The organism is Companilactobacillus formosensis (assembly GCF_005405305.1).
In the GTDB taxonomy this organism is placed as follows: Bacteria; Bacillota; Bacilli; order Lactobacillales; family Lactobacillaceae; genus Companilactobacillus; species Companilactobacillus formosensis.
Map to the genome: position 1 here is coordinate 125,599 of NZ_BJDU01000006.1, position 16,466 is coordinate 142,064.

Annotated in this window: 15 protein-coding genes; 12 read left to right on the plus strand and 3 right to left on the minus strand. The window is 36.2% G+C overall.

The genetic code is table 11. From position 1 onward, the window contains the following. Positions 1–2 precede the first annotated feature (2 nt). From sufD to FFM65_RS08445, 8 genes are all read left to right on the plus strand, one after another. Positions 3–1,172, plus strand: a complete 1,170-nt coding sequence (sufD, locus tag FFM65_RS08410) for a Fe-S cluster assembly protein SufD (RefSeq protein ID WP_119316996.1) — start codon at positions 3–5, stop codon at positions 1,170–1,172. Continuing rightward, complete coding sequence (locus FFM65_RS08415) at positions 1,144–2,373, plus strand: cysteine desulfurase (protein ID WP_119316997.1); 1,230 nt, start codon at positions 1,144–1,146, stop codon at positions 2,371–2,373. The genes sufD and FFM65_RS08415 overlap by 29 nt, the downstream gene beginning before the upstream one ends. Further along, positions 2,370–2,816: a Fe-S cluster assembly sulfur transfer protein SufU gene (gene sufU / locus FFM65_RS08420; protein WP_119316998.1), complete on the plus strand. Its 447-nt coding sequence runs from the start codon at positions 2,370–2,372 to the stop codon at positions 2,814–2,816. The genes FFM65_RS08415 and sufU overlap by 4 nt, the downstream gene beginning before the upstream one ends. Next, positions 2,809–4,200, plus strand: coding sequence for a Fe-S cluster assembly protein SufB (sufB, locus tag FFM65_RS08425; protein ID WP_119316999.1), 1,392 nt, complete (start codon positions 2,809–2,811; stop codon positions 4,198–4,200). The genes sufU and sufB overlap by 8 nt, the downstream gene beginning before the upstream one ends. Before the next feature lie 5 nt (positions 4,201–4,205). Continuing rightward, positions 4,206–4,535 (plus strand): metal-sulfur cluster assembly factor, encoded by a 330-nt coding sequence (locus FFM65_RS08430; RefSeq protein ID WP_119317000.1) that lies wholly within the window; start codon positions 4,206–4,208, stop codon positions 4,533–4,535. Between the two features lie 74 nt (positions 4,536–4,609). Beyond that, complete coding sequence (locus FFM65_RS12355) at positions 4,610–5,761, plus strand: SLAP domain-containing protein (protein WP_245954191.1); 1,152 nt, start codon at positions 4,610–4,612, stop codon at positions 5,759–5,761. Between the two features lie 174 nt (positions 5,762–5,935). Next, positions 5,936–6,610, plus strand: coding sequence for an HAD family hydrolase (locus FFM65_RS08440; RefSeq protein ID WP_119317001.1), 675 nt, complete (start codon positions 5,936–5,938; stop codon positions 6,608–6,610). A 295-nt stretch (positions 6,611–6,905) separates the two neighbouring features. Further along, positions 6,906–7,925: a hypothetical protein gene (locus tag FFM65_RS08445; RefSeq protein ID WP_119317002.1), complete on the plus strand. Its 1,020-nt coding sequence runs from the start codon at positions 6,906–6,908 to the stop codon at positions 7,923–7,925. A 75-nt stretch (positions 7,926–8,000) separates the two neighbouring features. On the opposite strand, the gene FFM65_RS08450 is transcribed toward FFM65_RS08445, so the two are convergent. From FFM65_RS08450 to trpX, 3 genes are read right to left on the minus strand one after another with little or no spacing between them, the layout of a single operon-like run. Next, complete coding sequence (locus FFM65_RS08450) at positions 8,001–8,750, minus strand: ABC transporter ATP-binding protein (RefSeq protein WP_119317003.1); 750 nt, start codon at positions 8,748–8,750, stop codon at positions 8,001–8,003. After that, positions 8,747–9,637, minus strand: coding sequence for an ABC transporter permease (locus FFM65_RS08455; RefSeq protein ID WP_010018050.1), 891 nt, complete (start codon positions 9,635–9,637; stop codon positions 8,747–8,749). Before FFM65_RS08455 ends, FFM65_RS08450 begins: the two co-directional genes overlap by 4 nt. Beyond that, a complete protein-coding gene (gene trpX, locus FFM65_RS08460) occupies positions 9,634–10,641 on the minus strand; it encodes a tryptophan ABC transporter substrate-binding protein (protein WP_119317004.1) in 1,008 nt (335 codons plus the stop codon). The genes FFM65_RS08455 and trpX overlap by 4 nt, the downstream gene beginning before the upstream one ends. Before the next feature lie 379 nt (positions 10,642–11,020). Between trpX and FFM65_RS08465 the strand changes: the two genes are divergently transcribed. The 4 genes from FFM65_RS08465 (at position 11,021) to FFM65_RS08480 (ending at position 16,386) form a co-directional block, all read left to right on the plus strand. Next, positions 11,021–12,091: a YibE/F family protein gene (locus FFM65_RS08465; protein WP_119317005.1), complete on the plus strand. Its 1,071-nt coding sequence runs from the start codon at positions 11,021–11,023 to the stop codon at positions 12,089–12,091. Then, entirely contained in the window at positions 12,092–12,835 is a 744-nt protein-coding gene (locus FFM65_RS08470) for a YibE/F family protein (RefSeq protein ID WP_119317006.1), read from the plus strand. It begins immediately after the preceding gene. A 243-nt stretch (positions 12,836–13,078) separates the two neighbouring features. Next, a complete protein-coding gene (locus tag FFM65_RS08475; protein ID WP_119317007.1) occupies positions 13,079–14,422 on the plus strand; it encodes a 6-phospho-alpha-glucosidase in 1,344 nt (447 codons plus the stop codon). Positions 14,423–14,520: 98 nt separating this feature from the next. Further along, positions 14,521–16,386 (plus strand): alpha-glucoside-specific PTS transporter subunit IIBC, encoded by a 1,866-nt coding sequence (locus tag FFM65_RS08480; RefSeq protein ID WP_119317008.1) that lies wholly within the window; start codon positions 14,521–14,523, stop codon positions 16,384–16,386. Positions 16,387–16,466 lie beyond the last annotated feature (80 nt).

The following is a 16,466-nucleotide window of genomic DNA, read 5'->3' on the forward strand; positions in this document are numbered from 1 at the left end:
TTATGACATTAGAAAATCTGACAATTAATGAACCAGATTGGTTCGTTCAAAAAAGACTGACGGCATTAGATTTGATTGATGAATTGCCATTGCCAACAATACAGCGTTTTGACTTTCATAATTGGCAACTGACGCCATCGACTGAGACGATTATTAAGACAAATGTAGTGCCACGAGATGATTATATTTTAATGGATTTGTTTGAGGCTCTAAATGAATATCCTGATTTAGTTCAGAAGTATTTGTACACCGTAATCAAAGTAAATGAAAACAAGTTGTCGGCTTATCATGCGGCATATGTAAATCATGGCGTTTTTTTATACGTCCACAAAAATACTGTTATTGAAAAGCCAATCGAATTAGAGTTCCAACAAGATTCCAGTCAGCCATTTGTTTCTCACGTTTTAGTCGTAGCAGGTGAAAATTCAAAGTTCTCATTGATTCAAAAAACTACTACCAATGGCGATCAAGAAAGTGTCGCCAATTGTGTTGTGGAAATCAAAGCTTTGGCCAATAGTGAAGTGAAGTATGCGGCAGTTGATGAACTCGGTCAAAATGTAACGTCATATTTAAGTCGCCGAGCAAATGTAGAACAAGATGCTTACGTTGATTGGTCGATTGGCTTGATGAATGAAGGCAATACGGTAGCTGATTTCGACACTGATTTAAAAGGTACTGGCGCACATTCAGAAATTAAAGTCGTCGACATTACTGCTGGCAAACAACTTGAAGGGGTCAATACTCGAGTTACTAATTATGGTAAGAAAACTATCGGCAATATCAACCAACGTGGGGTAATAACCGACCATTCACGACTGATTTTTAATGGTATCGGTCATATTATCAAAGGTGCTTCCGGAGCTAACGCAGAACAACAAAATCGTGTCTTGATGATGTCGAGTCATGCTCACGGGGATGCAAATCCGATTTTGTTGATTGATGAAAATGATGTCTTAGCAGGACATGCCGCTAGTGTTGGTCAAGTCGATCAAAATCAACTCTATTATTTGATGAGCCGTGGCTTGGATAAGAAAACTGCCCAAAGAATGGTTATTCGTGGATTCTTAGGTGATGTGTTAGTTTCTATTCCATCTAAGGCAATTAGAGAACAATTAGTACAAACAATTGAAAGGAAGTTGGCAAATGGACAAGCAATTTCAGAAAATTCGTGATAATTTTCCAATCTTAAAACAACGAATAAATGATGAACCATTAGTTTATTTAGATAGCGCCGCCACTTCCCAAAAACCACAAGCAGTGATTGATTCGATTACTAATTATTACCAGACCATCAATGCCAATACACATCGCAGCGTTTATACTTTAGGGCAAAGAGCAACTGATGAATATGAATTGGCTCGTAAAAAAGTTCAGCGCTTTATTAAGGCTAAGTCTAGTAAAGAAATTATTTTCACTAAAGGAACGACGGATAGTTTGAACTTAGTAGCTAGTACTTATGGTGAAGCAAATATTCAACCAGGTGATGAAATAGTTATCACTTACATGGAACATCACAGCAATTTGATTCCTTGGCAACAACTTGCTCTCAGAAAAAATGCAGTTTTGAAATATATTGAATTAACTAATGATGGTCAATTAGACATGAATGATGCGCAAAGTAAAATCACTGATAAAACTAAAATTGTTGCTGTGACACATGCCAGTAATGTATTGGGCGTGACTAATGATATTGAGAAGTTAGCTCAAATTGCACATCTTCATAACGCCGTTATAGTAGTTGATGGTGCTCAAGCAGTTCCTCACCAACCAGTCGATGTTCAAGTATTAGATGCTGATTTTTATGCTTTTTCGGGACACAAGATGTTGAGTCCAATGGGAATCGGCGTTTTGTATGGTAAAAAAGAATTATTAGAACAGATGTCGCCATATCAATTTGGGGGCGAGATGATCAATTCAGTCGACAAATTCGACAGTACCTGGAGCGAGTTGCCTTGGAAATTCGAGGCGGGAACGCAAAATGTCAGTGGTGCAATTGGATTAGGCAAGGCTATCGATTATTTGAATGATTTGGGAATGGAAAATATTGCCGAATATGAACAAGAATTAATTGATTATGCATTGCCCAAATTGCTGGATATCAAAGGATTAACAGTCTATGGACCACAAGATTCTACAGCACATAACACCGTTATATCTTTTAATCTCAGCAATTTACATCCGCATGACGTGGCGACCGCTTTTGATATGGATGGAGTGGCTGTCAGAGCGGGACATCATTGTGCCCAACCATTGATGAAATACTTAGGTGTCGTAGCAACTGTTCGTGCTAGTTTTTATTTTTACAATACTAAAGCTGATGTTGATAAATTATTACAAGCAATCACTGATACAAAGGAGTTCTTCAGAGTATGAGTTTAATGGGATTAAACAATCTATATCGTGAAGTTATCTTGGATCACTCACAAAATCCGCATCATAAACACGCTTTACCACAAGCAACGACCACAACGACTTTGAAAAATCCAACTTGTGGCGATGTGATCAATTTAGAGTTGAAAATCAAAGATGACAAAATTGTCGATGCAGGATTCAGTGGTGAAGGCTGTACCATCAGTCAAGCATCGGCCAGCATGATGACTGATGCTATAATTGGTAAAACCACCACACAAGGACTAGAAATGGCCCACATCTTTTCTGATATGGTCATGGGTAAAAAACATCCAGATTCGGATTTAGAAAAACTAGGTGATGCTGCAATTTTATCTAGTATCATGCAATTTCCAGCCCGAATTAAATGTGCCACATTGAGCTGGTGGGCTTTGAGAAAATCGTTAGGAGAAGAAGTCGATGATTGATTTAGGAAATTCAGAATACGAATACGGTTTTCACGATGATGTAAAACCTAAATTTACTACTGGACGTGGTTTGACAGAAGAGACGGTCCGCCAAATCTCAGCCGAAAAGAATGAACCACAATGGATGTTAGATTATCGGTTAAAGTCTTATAAAACCTATCAAAAATTGGCGATGCCTAATTTCGGCCCGGATTTGTCGGATTTGGATTTGAAAAACATGTTGTATTATCAAAAAATGACTGATAGAAAATATCGTGATTGGGATGATGTGCCGGACAAGATGAAGGAAACCTTTGACCGTTTGGGCGTCCCCGAAGCAGAACGAAAATATTTAGCTGGGTCTTCAGCTCAATATGAATCGGAAGTCGTCTATCACAATATGCGCAATGAATTTGAAAAATTGGGAATATTGTTCACTGATACTGATACGGCACTACAAGAATATCCAGAACTTTTTAAAAAATGGTTTGGCAAACTAGTTAAACCTACTGACAATAAATTTGCGGCTTTGAATGGAGCAGTTTGGTCGGGTGGTTCATTTATTTATGTCCCTAAAGGTGTTCGTTGCGATATTCCAATTCAGTCTTATTTCAGATTAAACGCCGAAAACTCAGGACAATTCGAACGAACTTTAATTATCGTTGATGAAGGCGCCAAAGTTGACTACGTGGAAGGCTGTACGGCACCAAATTATTCTTCTGATAGTCTGCATGCGGCGGTTGTTGAAGTTAATGTTTTACGTGATGCTTACTGCCGTTATACAACGATTCAAAATTGGTCTGATAATGTTTATAGTTTGGAGACTAAACGAGCTGCTGCTGCAGAGAACGCCACAATGGAATGGGTCGACGGCAACCTTGGTTCAAAAGTTACGATGAAATATCCTAGTGTTTACTTAAATGGCGAAAATGCTCGAGGAACAATGTTGTCGATTGCCGTGGCTAGTAATGGAATCCACCAAGATTCTGGTGCACGTATGATTCATAACGCCAAAAACACCTCTAGTTCAATTGTTTCTAAATCAATTGCTCAAACTGGCGGATCAGTAGATTATCGAGGAACGGTCAGATTTGGCAAACATTCCGATGGTTCAAAGGCTCACGTTGAATGCGACACGATTATCATGGATGACCAATCTTCATCAGATACGATCCCTTACAATGAGATTGATAATGCCAACGTTTCAATGGAACACGAAGCCCGGGTATCGAAGATTTCCGAGGAACAACTCTATTACTTAATGAGTCGAGGAATATCTGAAGAAAAAGCTACCGAGATGATTGTTATGGGCTTTGTTGAACCATTTACGAAGAAGCTCCCTATGGAATATGCGGTTGAATTGAATCGTTTGATCAGTTATGAAATGGAAGGATCAATTGGTTAAAGAATATGACAGAAGATAAGACAAAAAAAGACCTAGTTATGGACGCCTTAGAGGAAGTAATTGATCCCGAACTAGGAATCGATATTGTTAATTTAGGTTTGATTTATGAAGTAGAGATTGAAAATGAGACTGATGCCGTTATAACGATGACTTTGACCACAATGGGCTGTCCTCTCAGCGACATGTTACACGATACAATTACTACAGCTGTTAAATCTGTTGATGGTATTAAGAATTGTGAAATCGAGTTAGTTTGGTATCCAATCTGGGATATTTCTAAAATGAGCCGCTACGCACGAGTGGCATTAGGGATTCCAGAAGGATTCGGTCAGTAAAAAATCATAAACTTGAAAGAAATATTTAATTAAACTAATATTTACATGAACAAATAGGATACGGAGGGTTTATTGTGAAAAAAGCTACATCATTATTATTGAGTGGATTACTAGTATCAGGTATGGTACTAGGCACAGTTAGTGCTCCTGTTACAACTGTTAACGCTGAAGGAACTGCTTCAACTACAACAGAAAATGAAGCTACGAATTTGATTAAATTTACTGATGTTAACGGCAATGCTATTAAGGATCTTCCTGCCACATCAGTGAAGGCTAGTGTTGGTGCAAAAATCAGCATGCCAGACGGTTATTCACTATATCCAGGACTTGATCAAGAAGCAGTTGTCAAAGCTGACGGAACTACTCAAACTTTTAAAGTTGTGAAGACAGATCAAATTACTAATGTCACGATCAATTACGTTGATGAGGCAACTAAAATTCAAGTAGGACAAATAAGTGTTGATGCCGTTATTGGACAAACTTTGTCAATTCCTAAACCAGATATCACGGGTTATGTTTTGAGTGACGCTGATGCTAGTGTTGGAATTACAAAAGACGCTACATATAGCATTAATGTAACTAAAGAAATCAGCAATACTGTAATCTTTAAGACCGCTGACAATGAACAAGTAGGAACAGCTACTATCTCTGGTAAAAAAATTGGTGACACTGTCGACGTTACTTCACAACTTCCAAAAGGTTACGCTGCTAAAGATGCTACGGTAACTTTGCAAGCCAATGGTAATACTCAAATTGTGACCGTTAATAAGACCGCCGATGGAGTGACACCATTCAAGAGCGTTGTAACGACTAATACTAATTCAGAATACACACCACTATATACGAAGACTGGTGCTTTAGCTAATCGTGCACTTCGTGGAGGAACTGACTGGCAAACGAACAATAAGATGACTTTGGATGGAGTAGTTTATTACCAAGTATCGACTACAGAATGGGTCAAAGCCTCTGATGTATCAGTTAAATCAACCGATAATAACACTAATACAGAAGCCGACGCCGTTGGTGCAGAAAAATCCGATGTGAATAAGGTAACTACAAAGAATGTCGATATCACACCACTTTATACAAGAGATGGTCAAACTATTTCAAATCGTGGTTTAGGTAAGAATTCAGCTTGGGCTACTGATTTGATGAAGACAATCAATGGAGCTAAGATGTATCGTGTAGCTACTAATGAATGGGTTAAAGCTTCCGATATTAAATAATTAAAAAATTCGACCGTGGATCAAGTTGATTCACGGTTTTTTTGTTGGAAAAATTATTCGAAAAATGGAATGTTTATCTTTTTTTGAAATAGATTTCTTATTTTGAAGGTAACTTGTTGGAAAAACCCAGTCGTGAGACAATTTGATTAAAAGCGCTTGCATGGGAGGATGCTTATGATTGATACAATGATTTTTGACTTCAACGGGACTATGATTTTCGACGGCCTGATTCAAAAGCGAGCTTGGGGTAAATTTTTAGAAGTCGAGTTCAATCGCAAATTGACTGATCAGGACTATCAATTACACATTGCCGGAATCAATAATCGTAATACTTTTGAATATTATTTAGATAGAAGTATTTCAGATGCTGAATTGGCTCAATTGTCAGATAAAAAGGAGAATATTTATCGAGAAATTTGTCTGAATACTCCGGATGAATTTCAGTTGGTGCCAGGATTAGCCGACTTTTTGGATTGGTGTAAAAGTAATGATATTAAGTTGAATATCGCAACGGCTTCAGAATATTCTAATGTTGTATTTTTCTTCAATCAATTGCAACTGGGACGTTGGTTTGATTTAAGCAAAGTTGCTTTTAATGACGGTCAAATCAAAGGGAAACCAGCACCTGATATCTTCTTGAAAGCTATCGAAAACGTTGATAGCAAAGCCAGTAATAGTGCTATTTTTGAAGATTCAGTTTCCGGTATCCAAGCAGCCAATACAGCTCAATCGGGAAAAGTAGTTCTGGTCGAAGATCCAAAACTGGAAAAAGTAAATCTTCCAGAGAATTTGCAAATAGATAAAATAATTCAGAGTTATTCAGGTATTAATAAATTCTTCCAAAAATAATAAAAATAAAATTAGTAAAGAAAATTTACAATTATCAAAAAGAAAACACAAATCATAATTGGTTTGTGCTTTTTTTATTAGGGATATATTAGAAATTGTCGGTTACATAACGAAATTCTTATATTAATATAAAATATTTCAATCCATTAACAATAATTAAATCGTTGTTAAGTTAATATTTATAGTAACTAAATTTAAATAATGCTTTTTTTTATTGCTAGAAAAATTCGGATATATTACATTAGCTTTACCTTATTGGAATATTAAGGGAAATTACTTTTCGGAGGGAAAAATTATGAAGTTAGCTAAGACAGTGATTGTATCCGGATTATTGTTTTCTAGTGTTTTAGGAGGTGTGAATATTAGTAGTATTACTGCTATGGCAGCAGATCAAAGCGTTGCAACAGTAGGAGAAAATAATACAAGTACAAAAGACGTTAAGGTTATTTTTGTGAATGTTAAAGATGGTTCCACAGTTTCAAGAAATATTAAAGTAAATAAAGATGCTACACAGATCAAAGTAGAAGATAATCAAGTACCTGAAGGATATATATTACAAACTTTGCCTAAAGAAGTTAATATTACAAAGGACGGTGAAATTGATACTGCAAAGGTAAACGTCATTAAATCAAAAAGAGTAAATATAAAATATATTATTGATGGTAAACAGGTCCTAAATAATAAGGATTTAAAACCAACGGTTGATGTGGCTGAAGATAGTAATGAAGTTCGTATTTTTCAATTACAAGTAAATCCTTATAAATACGAATATGTGAATAAAGAAACAATTTTTACAATTAAAAATAATAGTATTTTAGTGAATTTGAAATCTAAGCAGAGTAATGGGGTTTCTAAACCACAGACATCAGCTAAACCAGCACCTTCACACCGTCCATCAGCTCCTCGTTACACAATTCAAAGAGTTCGTATTACATTCGTTGATCAAAACTCAAAAGATTTAGTAGGCTACAAGCAAGTAACAGGGAAAGCCTCATTCTCAACTAAGATTGAAGCACCTAAAGGTTATTCATTCACAAATGCAAAAGACGCTACAATTAAGTTTGATAAAAAGGGTAACAAGGACATCAAGATTTTCGTTAAGAAGATGACTAGTGCACCTGTTAAACATGAAGGCATTGTTACAACAACTAACGGTTCATACAAGCGTCTATACACTCTTGAAGGTAAGATGATTACAAACCGTGCCTTGGGTGTTAACTCAAAATGGTACACAGACCAATACGCAACAATCAATGGTGAAAAAATGTACCGAGTAGCTACAAACGAATGGGTTAAAGCAAGCGACGTTCTTTAATCACAATGCAATAAATTTTGGCAAAATAAAGCAAATAAAAAGGCGATACTGGCAGGTATCGTCTTTTTGCTGTGGCTAAAAGTATTGCAACAAGTCACTTTCAGTCAATTTGTCTTTTTCAGTTTTATCCAAATCGAGGATGATTTCACCCTTTTTTAAAACAATCAAGCGATTACCGTATTTCATGGCATCGGATAGGTCGTGGGTAATCATCATGCAAGTCAATTCTTTTTCCAAAATAATCTTGTTAGTTAATTCCATTAAATCCTTGCTAGTTTGAGGGTCGAGGGCGGCGGTATGTTCATCCAACAATAATAGTTCTGGGCGTTGAATGATTGCCATCAAGAAACTCAAGGTCTGTCTTTGACCACCAGATAACTTCTCAGTGAAGGTATTCAAGCGATTGTCCAAAGTAGGCAAGTTAGAAATCAATTTTTGAAATTCAGGCATGTTTTCTTTTAATTTACGTAATCTTAAACGTCTAGGTAAACCACGGCGCTTGGCAAGCAACAAGTTTTCGGCGACTGTCATTCGAGGGGCTGTTCCAGATTTGGGATCTTGATAAACACGACTGATGTGGCGACTTCTTTTGGCTAAATTTTCACCAGTGATATCGTCACCGTTGAGAAGAATTTGACCGGAAGTTAATTTGTTAGTTCCAGTAATGGCGTCTAGTAAGGTTGATTTACCGGCACCATTAGTTCCTAAAACAACTAAGAAATCTTTGGGATTGATAGTTAAGTTAATGTCGTTGAGAATATTGAGATTATCGTCGTCATTATAAATGGTTTTGACGGCATGTTTAATTTCTAGTAATGGTTTCATTTAGTTTTAACCCCATTTCTCATAGTTTTTAAGAATTGTGCTCGAATCGTTGGTAGTGCTAGACATAATGCCAAGATGATAGCTGAGATCAACTTCAAATCGTTGGTATTGAAGCCTAGTTGTAGAACAATCATCAAGATTAGACGGTAAACGATACTACCAATAACAATAGTAATCAGACGAATGCTTAGTGGGACGTCAGGATAAATTACTTCACCGATAATGATGGCAGATAGACCGATAACGATGACACCGATACCCATGTTGACGTCCGCAAAACCATTTTGTTGAGCAATCAGACCACCCGTAATGGCAACGATTCCGTTAGAAACCATCAAACCAATGAACTTCATAACAGTTGTGTTGATACCAAGGGATGCGGCCATTGTTTCGTTGTCACCAGTTGCGATGACGGCTTGACCTTTTTCAGTGTTCAAGAAAATGATCAACAAGAAGATGATAATAGCAATGATGATGATACCTAGGATAATACCGTTGAAATTAGTAGGTAATTTATCTAAACCAAATTGATTAAAGATATTAGTAGATTTAGTTAATGACATGTTGGCTTTGCCCAAGATTCTCAAATTAATGGAATAAAGTGCTGTCATTGTTAAGATACCAGCTAATAAGATAGGGACGTTTAATTTAGCATATAGAAAAGCCGTCGCAAAACCGGCTAAACATCCGAAGATAAAGGCAATTAAGAGTGAGTACAAAGTTGAGTGACCACTTTGAATCAAGCTAACGGCTGTTACAGCACCTAATGGGAAACTTCCTTCAACGGTCATATCGGGAAAGTCGAGAATTCTAAAGGTGATGAATAATCCGATAGCCATGATGGACCAGATGAAACCTTGACTGATAGTAGAGACGATTAGATTCATTTGATTATTTGTCCTTTCTTTTGAGCTTGTTTGATGAGTGAATCAGAGAATTGAATGTTGAGTTTCTTGGCCATTTTTTCGTTGAGCATCAAGTGACCTTTTTTCATGAAAGTAACAGGAGTTGTAGCGGGATCTTCTTTGTGTTCGAGAATTCTAACAACGTGTTTACCAGTTTCTTCACCGAGTTCGTATTGACTCAAACCGACTGTTGCTAGTCCACCATCTTTGACCATGGTTGTAGCGGCTGGGAAAACAGCGATGTTTTGTTTAGTAGCGATAGAAGATAGAAGTTTCATACCAGAAGCGACGGTATTGTCAGTTGGAACGTAGATTGTTTGAACACTTTCAGCTAAAGCAGTTCCGACTTGTTGGATATCGTTGACGGAATTGATACTGGAAACCTTGACATTAAAGCCTTTTTTCTTAGCGAGCTTTTGCATCTTCTTCATCTGGCTAGTTGCGGATGCGTCGCTTGATGTATAAATAATACCGATAGTTTTGAGATTAGGAATAACTTGTTTCATTAAGTTCAGTTGAGCTTCAAGTGGTGCTTGATCGGAAACACCCGTGATATTTTTACCTGGTTTATTGTTGTTACTAATGATACCGGCACCTTCCGGATCAGTGACAGCTCCCATAACGATAGGAATTTTTGAAGTAGCGTTCTTGAGTGATTGAACCGATGGAGTGGCGATACCAACGGCTACATCGACGTTATCTTGAACAAATTGTTTACTGATAGTCCGTAGATTACTTTGATCGTTTTGGGCGTTTTGAAATTCAATTTTGATATTTTTGCCATCAACGTAACCATTTTTCTTCAAAGTATCGTTGATTCCTTTGTTGATTTGGTCCAAAGCTGGATGCGACATCAATTGCAGGATACCAACTTTAGGGATGGCATTTTGTTTCTGTGTATCAGCTCTTCCCGTGTAAAAATATGCAAAAACCAAGAACATTGCTAATGCTATAAGTGTTACGTAAAGTCTTCTCGTATGTTTCATCGTAAATTCCCCCGAATAAAAAAGACAACCCCAGAGTTTTGTGGGATTGTCTTTAAAAATAAAATACCCACATGGCTAAATTGTTAAAACTTATCCATGCAGGCTTAAAATTTCATAGTTTAATAGGCCGACACGGATTCAATCCACTTCAGACTGAATCCATCTCGGACCAATCTGAATTATCGGCTTTGCCAACGAACGTTTACGATGTTTAGAGAGTTAAATGATTTCATAATATATTCTCCTAACAAATTTGATGTCTCAAATATATTTCAATAATCACGGATTGTCAACCACAAATTATTAATGCAAAAAATATTAACTTTTTTCTGAAAAAACATATAATGTAGACATCAGCAGAAATGCGAGGAATTTTTTTATGAAAAAAAATATACGGATTCTCTTGTCAGTAGGACTATTAGTCATTTTGGCAACAGTCTTTACTCATTTCGACAGTTTTTTGTACAAAAATCCAGTTATGAAAGTACAAGAAGTCCAGGTTTTACACAAGAGTACGTCAACTGATCAATATAAAAATACTGATACACAAATTACTCAACGTGTCAGTGGAACTTTATTGAATCGTAAACATGAAAAAGTAACTTTTAGGAATACGTATTACAAATCACAGTTGATCGATACGAAATATACGAAAGGTCAACAAGTGATATTAACTAAATCGGGAAAAAATTATACTCCGCAAAATATTAAACGTGACACTAGCATTGTCTTTACCGTCGGACTAGTAGTTTTCTTGTTGTTCTGTATGAAGTTCGACCGTAAACGGCTATTCATTAGTGTTTTGATCAATGCAGTAATTTACTATGGTTTTATTCAAATTATCATTAAAACTCACGATAGTATCTTGTTGCCATTGACCGTTATAACGGCTTTGTTAATATCTGCAACGGCGTTATTAGTAATTCTAGGGCCGAGTTATCAAGCTTTAATGGCTTATGCAAGTACTGTTTTATCAACGACAGCGGCAATTTTGTTAAGTGTGTTTGTCTTAGGATTATCCAATTACAGTGGAATACATCTGGAATTGACTGATTTTGAATTGCAGCCATATTTAGGTGTCTTTTTATCACAAGTTATCTTCAGTGTCTTGGGAGTTATTTTGGACGAGACGATGGATATTTCTTCTTCGTTGATTGAAATGAAAAAAGAAGTTGCGGATATTGCTGAAAATAAATTGTTTAAATCCGGTATCAATATCGGTAAAGAATTAATCGGACCATTAATCAATATTTTGTTGTTTATTGTTATTGCTGAAGACTTGAATGTGGTCTTGTTGTATTTGAGTAATGGTAACTCAGTAGGCTATACGCTGAATATGACCTTGAGTTTAGGAATTACTCAATTGTTGATCAGTGCAATCGGAATTGTTTTGACTGTACCAGTGACGAGTTTTATTGCTAGTCGAATAATTACAAGGAAGGTGAAATAAATGTTATATCTATTTTTGACCTTTGTTGTTTTGTTATTGATCGTCATGGGAACACGAGGTTTGACATTGTTATTTGGATTGGGAATCAACGTCGTGTCAGTCTTAGCTTTGTTGATATTGATTGCTGATGGGTTCAATATTTTAATTACTACCGGCATTATCGCCATGGTTATTTTAGTCGTAGCGATTTATATGAATGTTGATAATGGAAAAACTGCCAGCACAGCTTTTAAAACATCGTTATTGATAATGATAGTAATCTTATTAATTACAGTACCCTTGGAATTTTGGGCCAATGCGCAAGGCTTAGCGGCGGAAAATCAAGATGAATTGGAATCCTTCTCGTTAGCAGCCGGAATATCATATCCACAGTTGGCTATTTCTATTATTGTGATCAATAGTTTGGGAGTTATCTCAGAAACTAGTGTTGCCATTACGAGTGGATTGAACGAAATCGTTGAAAGCAAACCTACTTTGACACCAACGGAAATTTTTAATGATGGTTTTTCTGTAGGGAACAAAATTTTGAATACGCAGACTAATACCTTGTTGTTCAACTTCTTCTCATCAACGTTCCCCTTGTTCTTTGTAATTCACTCATTAGGATATGGTGTTGGTGAAATCGTTAATGATAAATTGGTAGTGGCCGAGGTGTTGACTACTTTAATTTGTACGATTGGCGTTATCTTGACTGTGCCAATTACTTCTTATTTAGTTTATCGGGGATCGAAAAAAGTCATATAATTAAATCCATAACTCATGAATAATAAACCAATTTTAGATACTACGAGGGTATTTTGAAATTGGTTTATTTATTGTCTATGAAATAAATTTCAAAAAATGAAAAAAATTCAAAATAATGAAATGCTTCCCTGAATATCCAAATTGTATTGCACCGATTCGAAAACGATGCCATAATGCAGTTGTCAATTGATGAAAGCGCTTTTAATTGGTTTGTCATTTATATAAATATTTGGAGGGTATCTCATGGTTAACGTAAAAGATGATAGAAAATTTTCCGTTTTGATTGCTGGTGGTGGTAGTACATATACACCTGGTATTGTTTTGACATTATTAAATGGTTTAGACAAATTTCCACTCAGAAAATTAAAGTTTTATGACAATGATGGTGAGAGACAAAAGAAAATTGCTGATGCAACAGCTATTTTAATTAAGGAAAGAGCTCCAGAAATTGAATTTGAAGCAACAACAGATCCTAAGGAAGCATTTACTGATGTTGACTTCGTAATGGCACAAATTCGTGTTGGTAAATATGCAATGCGTAGTCTAGATGAAAAGATTCCATTAAAGCACGGCGTAGTTGGACAAGAAACAACTGGACCCGGAGGTATCGCATATGGACTTCGTTCAATCCCAGGTGTAATCGAATTAGTAGACTACATGGAAAAGTATTCACCAAATGCTTGGATGTTGAACTATTCAAACCCAGCTGCAATTGTCGCTGAAGCTACACGTCGTTTGAGACCAAATTCAAAGATTATCAATATTTGTGATATGCCTATTGATATCATGGACAGAATGGCGGCCATTGTAGGATTGAAAGATCGTAACGATTTGGTATTTAGATATTATGGGCTTAACCACTTCGGTTGGTGGACAGAAATTACAGATAAACAAGGTAATGACTTGATGCCACAATTGAAAGAATATGTTTCAAAGAACGGCTACTGGGTCGGCGGCGACTACGATAAAGGTACTGAAGCTAGTTGGGAAAGTACATTTAAGAAAGCAGCGGATGTTTATAAGCTAGATCCAACAACATTGCCTAATACATACTTGAAGTATTACATGTATCCATCATGGGTTGTAAAGCATTCAGATCCTAATTACACAAGAACTGATGAAGTTGAAGCACATCGTCAAAAATTAGTATTCGGTGAATGCAAGCGTATTGTTGATAATGGTACTGCTAAAGATACTGATTTCAAGCCTGATGAACACTCAACATATATTGTTGATTTGTGTACAGCTATTGCTTATAACACTCATCAAAGAATGTTGGCAATTATTCCTAATGAAGGAGCAATTTCAAATATCGATCCAACAGCTACAGTTGAAGTTCCTTGCCTATTTGGTTCAAATGGACCTGAACGTCTATCAATGGGTAAAGCTGCTACATATCAAAAAGGTATGATTACAGAACAAAATAGTGTTGAAAAACTTGCAGTTGATGCTTGGGTAGAACATTCATATACAAAATTATGGCAAGCATTTAGTCTATGCAAGATCGTACCAGATGCAGGTATCGCAAAAGATATTCTAGATGAAATGATTGTTGCAAATAAGGACTTCTGGCCAGAACTTAAATAATACATTTGAGCATGGTTAACTATTTGAAAGGCTATTCAATATCAAAAAAGAATATGCCTTTCTTTTTTTAAACAAATAAAGAAATGAGATGAATTATTATGATGCAGAAATTGCAAAAATTCGGTGCTGCAATGTTTGTCCCTGTTTTGCTCTTCTCATTTGCAGGTTTGGTTGTAGCCTTTGGTTCTTTATTCACAAATGCGGAAATTTTTCATAATTTAGCTCAACCCAATACCACTTGGTACGGTATTTGGTACACGATTCAAGAAGGTGGTTGGACAATCTTTAGACAAGTTCCACTACTATTCGTTGTAGGTTTGCCTATTGGATTGGCAAAGAAATCTCAAGGACGTGCTGCCCTTGAATCGTTAGTTACATACTTAACATATAATTATTTTATTGGTGGAATGCTAAGCCAATGGGGTCCATTCTTTGGTGTTAAGAATTATGCTAAGCCTATTCTTGCTAATTCCACAAATGGTGGTTTGACAGAAATTGCTGGTATCAAAACATTGGATACTAGTATTGTCGGTGCTTTAGTTGTTGCTGGTATTGTTGTTTGGCTACACAATAGATACTTCGATAAAAAGTTACCTGATTGGTTAGGTACTTTCCAAGGATCCGCATATGTTGTTATTCTAGGATTTGCTAGTATGTTTGTTTTGGCCTTTGTTACATGTTTAGTATGGCCAAAGATTCAAATGGGTATTTCTGGATTACAAGGATTCATGAAGAATTCCGGTGTCATAGGTGTTTGGATATATTGTTTCTTACAACGTGTTCTTATTCCTACCGGTTTGCATCACTTTATTTACATTCCGTTCCAATATGGTCCAGCCGCTGTTGCCGGTGGTTTGCAACCATACTGGTTGAAACATCTAGCAGATTTTGCTGGAAGCACACAAGCTTTGAAGACTTTAGCTCCATCAATGGGATTTGAATTGTTTGGTAATGAAAAAGTCTTTGGTATTCCTGCTATTTGTTATGCTTTCTACGTTACTGCTAAGAAGAGTCGTAAGAAACAAACAGCTGCTCTATTGATTCCAGCCGGATTAACATCTATCGCAGCTGGTATTACAGAGCCAGTTGAATTTACATTCTTATTTGCTGCTCCAGTATTATGGTTTGTACACTCATTCCTAGCAGCTACAATGGATGCTACAATGTACGCCTTTGGTATTGTTGGTCAATTTGATGGTGGATTAATTCAATTCGCAAGTATGAACTGGATTCCGCTATGGGCAAATCATTGGCACACATGGATTACTCAAATTGTAATCGGTCTTATTTTTGCACTAATTTACTTCGTAGTATTTAAGGTTCTTATCGAAAAATTTGATTTTGCTACACCTGGACGTGAAGCTGAAGGTGAAGATACAAAATTAATTAATAAGAAAGAATACAAATCTAAGAAGGCAAATGGATCAAAATCATCTAATCCTTATATTGAACGTGCTCAAGCATATCTAGAAGGTTTGGGCGGCTCAGAAAATGTTGATGAGATGACAAGTTGTGCCACTAGATTACGTGTCACAGTTAAAGATCCCGAAAAAGTTGAAACAGATGGTTTCTTTAAGGCCAATAAAGCTGTTGGTGTCGTAAGACATGGTAAAGCCATTCAAGTTATTGTAGGTTTGGACGTTGCTCAAGTACTTGAAAATATGCAAGATTTATCATCAGGTCCTGTTAATGATCGTGCAACAAAAGCGGTTGAACTAACACCAATCCAACAAAATGCTTTATTGCTTTTAGATTCATTGGGAACAGTTGAAAATGTTGAAAACATCGAAACTAATGATGGAAAGATTGTTGTTACTGTTGTCGATCCAACAGAGGTTGATTCTAAAGATGTATTTAGTGATTTAGGACTAGATGTTAATGATGTAAGTGTAGAAAATAAAAAAGCTACTATCGATATGAAGAATCATGAACTTTATGCTCATACGATGTCATCAATGCTTTAATACTTAAAAAAACTTAAAAACACTTATAAATTTTGAATGTTATGAAAAAAGCCTTCATAATTGAGTATGTAACAAAATTA

Bases quoted from the DNA above. Each gene is read 5' to 3' on its own strand.
- sufD (WP_119316996.1), top strand. From the start codon at position 3: ATGACATTAGAAAATCTGACAATTAATGAACCAGATTGGTTCGTTCAA.
- FFM65_RS08415 (WP_119316997.1), top strand. From the start codon at position 1,144: ATGGACAAGCAATTTCAGAAAATTCGTGATAATTTTCCAATCTTAAAA.
- sufU (WP_119316998.1), top strand. From the start codon at position 2,370: ATGAGTTTAATGGGATTAAACAATCTATATCGTGAAGTTATCTTGGAT.
- sufB (WP_119316999.1), top strand. From the start codon at position 2,809: ATGATTGATTTAGGAAATTCAGAATACGAATACGGTTTTCACGATGAT.
- FFM65_RS08430 (WP_119317000.1), top strand. From the start codon at position 4,206: ATGACAGAAGATAAGACAAAAAAAGACCTAGTTATGGACGCCTTAGAG.
- FFM65_RS08440 (WP_119317001.1), top strand. From the start codon at position 5,936: ATGATTGATACAATGATTTTTGACTTCAACGGGACTATGATTTTCGAC.
- FFM65_RS08445 (WP_119317002.1), top strand. From the start codon at position 6,906: ATGAAGTTAGCTAAGACAGTGATTGTATCCGGATTATTGTTTTCTAGT.
- FFM65_RS08450 (WP_119317003.1), bottom strand. From the start codon at position 8,750: ATGAAACCATTACTAGAAATTAAACATGCCGTCAAAACCATTTATAAT.
- FFM65_RS08455 (WP_010018050.1), bottom strand. From the start codon at position 9,637: ATGAATCTAATCGTCTCTACTATCAGTCAAGGTTTCATCTGGTCCATC.
- trpX (WP_119317004.1), bottom strand. From the start codon at position 10,641: ATGAAACATACGAGAAGACTTTACGTAACACTTATAGCATTAGCAATG.
- FFM65_RS08465 (WP_119317005.1), top strand. From the start codon at position 11,021: ATGAAAAAAAATATACGGATTCTCTTGTCAGTAGGACTATTAGTCATT.
- FFM65_RS08470 (WP_119317006.1), top strand. From the start codon at position 12,092: ATGTTATATCTATTTTTGACCTTTGTTGTTTTGTTATTGATCGTCATG.
- FFM65_RS08475 (WP_119317007.1), top strand. From the start codon at position 13,079: ATGGTTAACGTAAAAGATGATAGAAAATTTTCCGTTTTGATTGCTGGT.
- FFM65_RS08480 (WP_119317008.1), top strand. From the start codon at position 14,521: ATGATGCAGAAATTGCAAAAATTCGGTGCTGCAATGTTTGTCCCTGTT.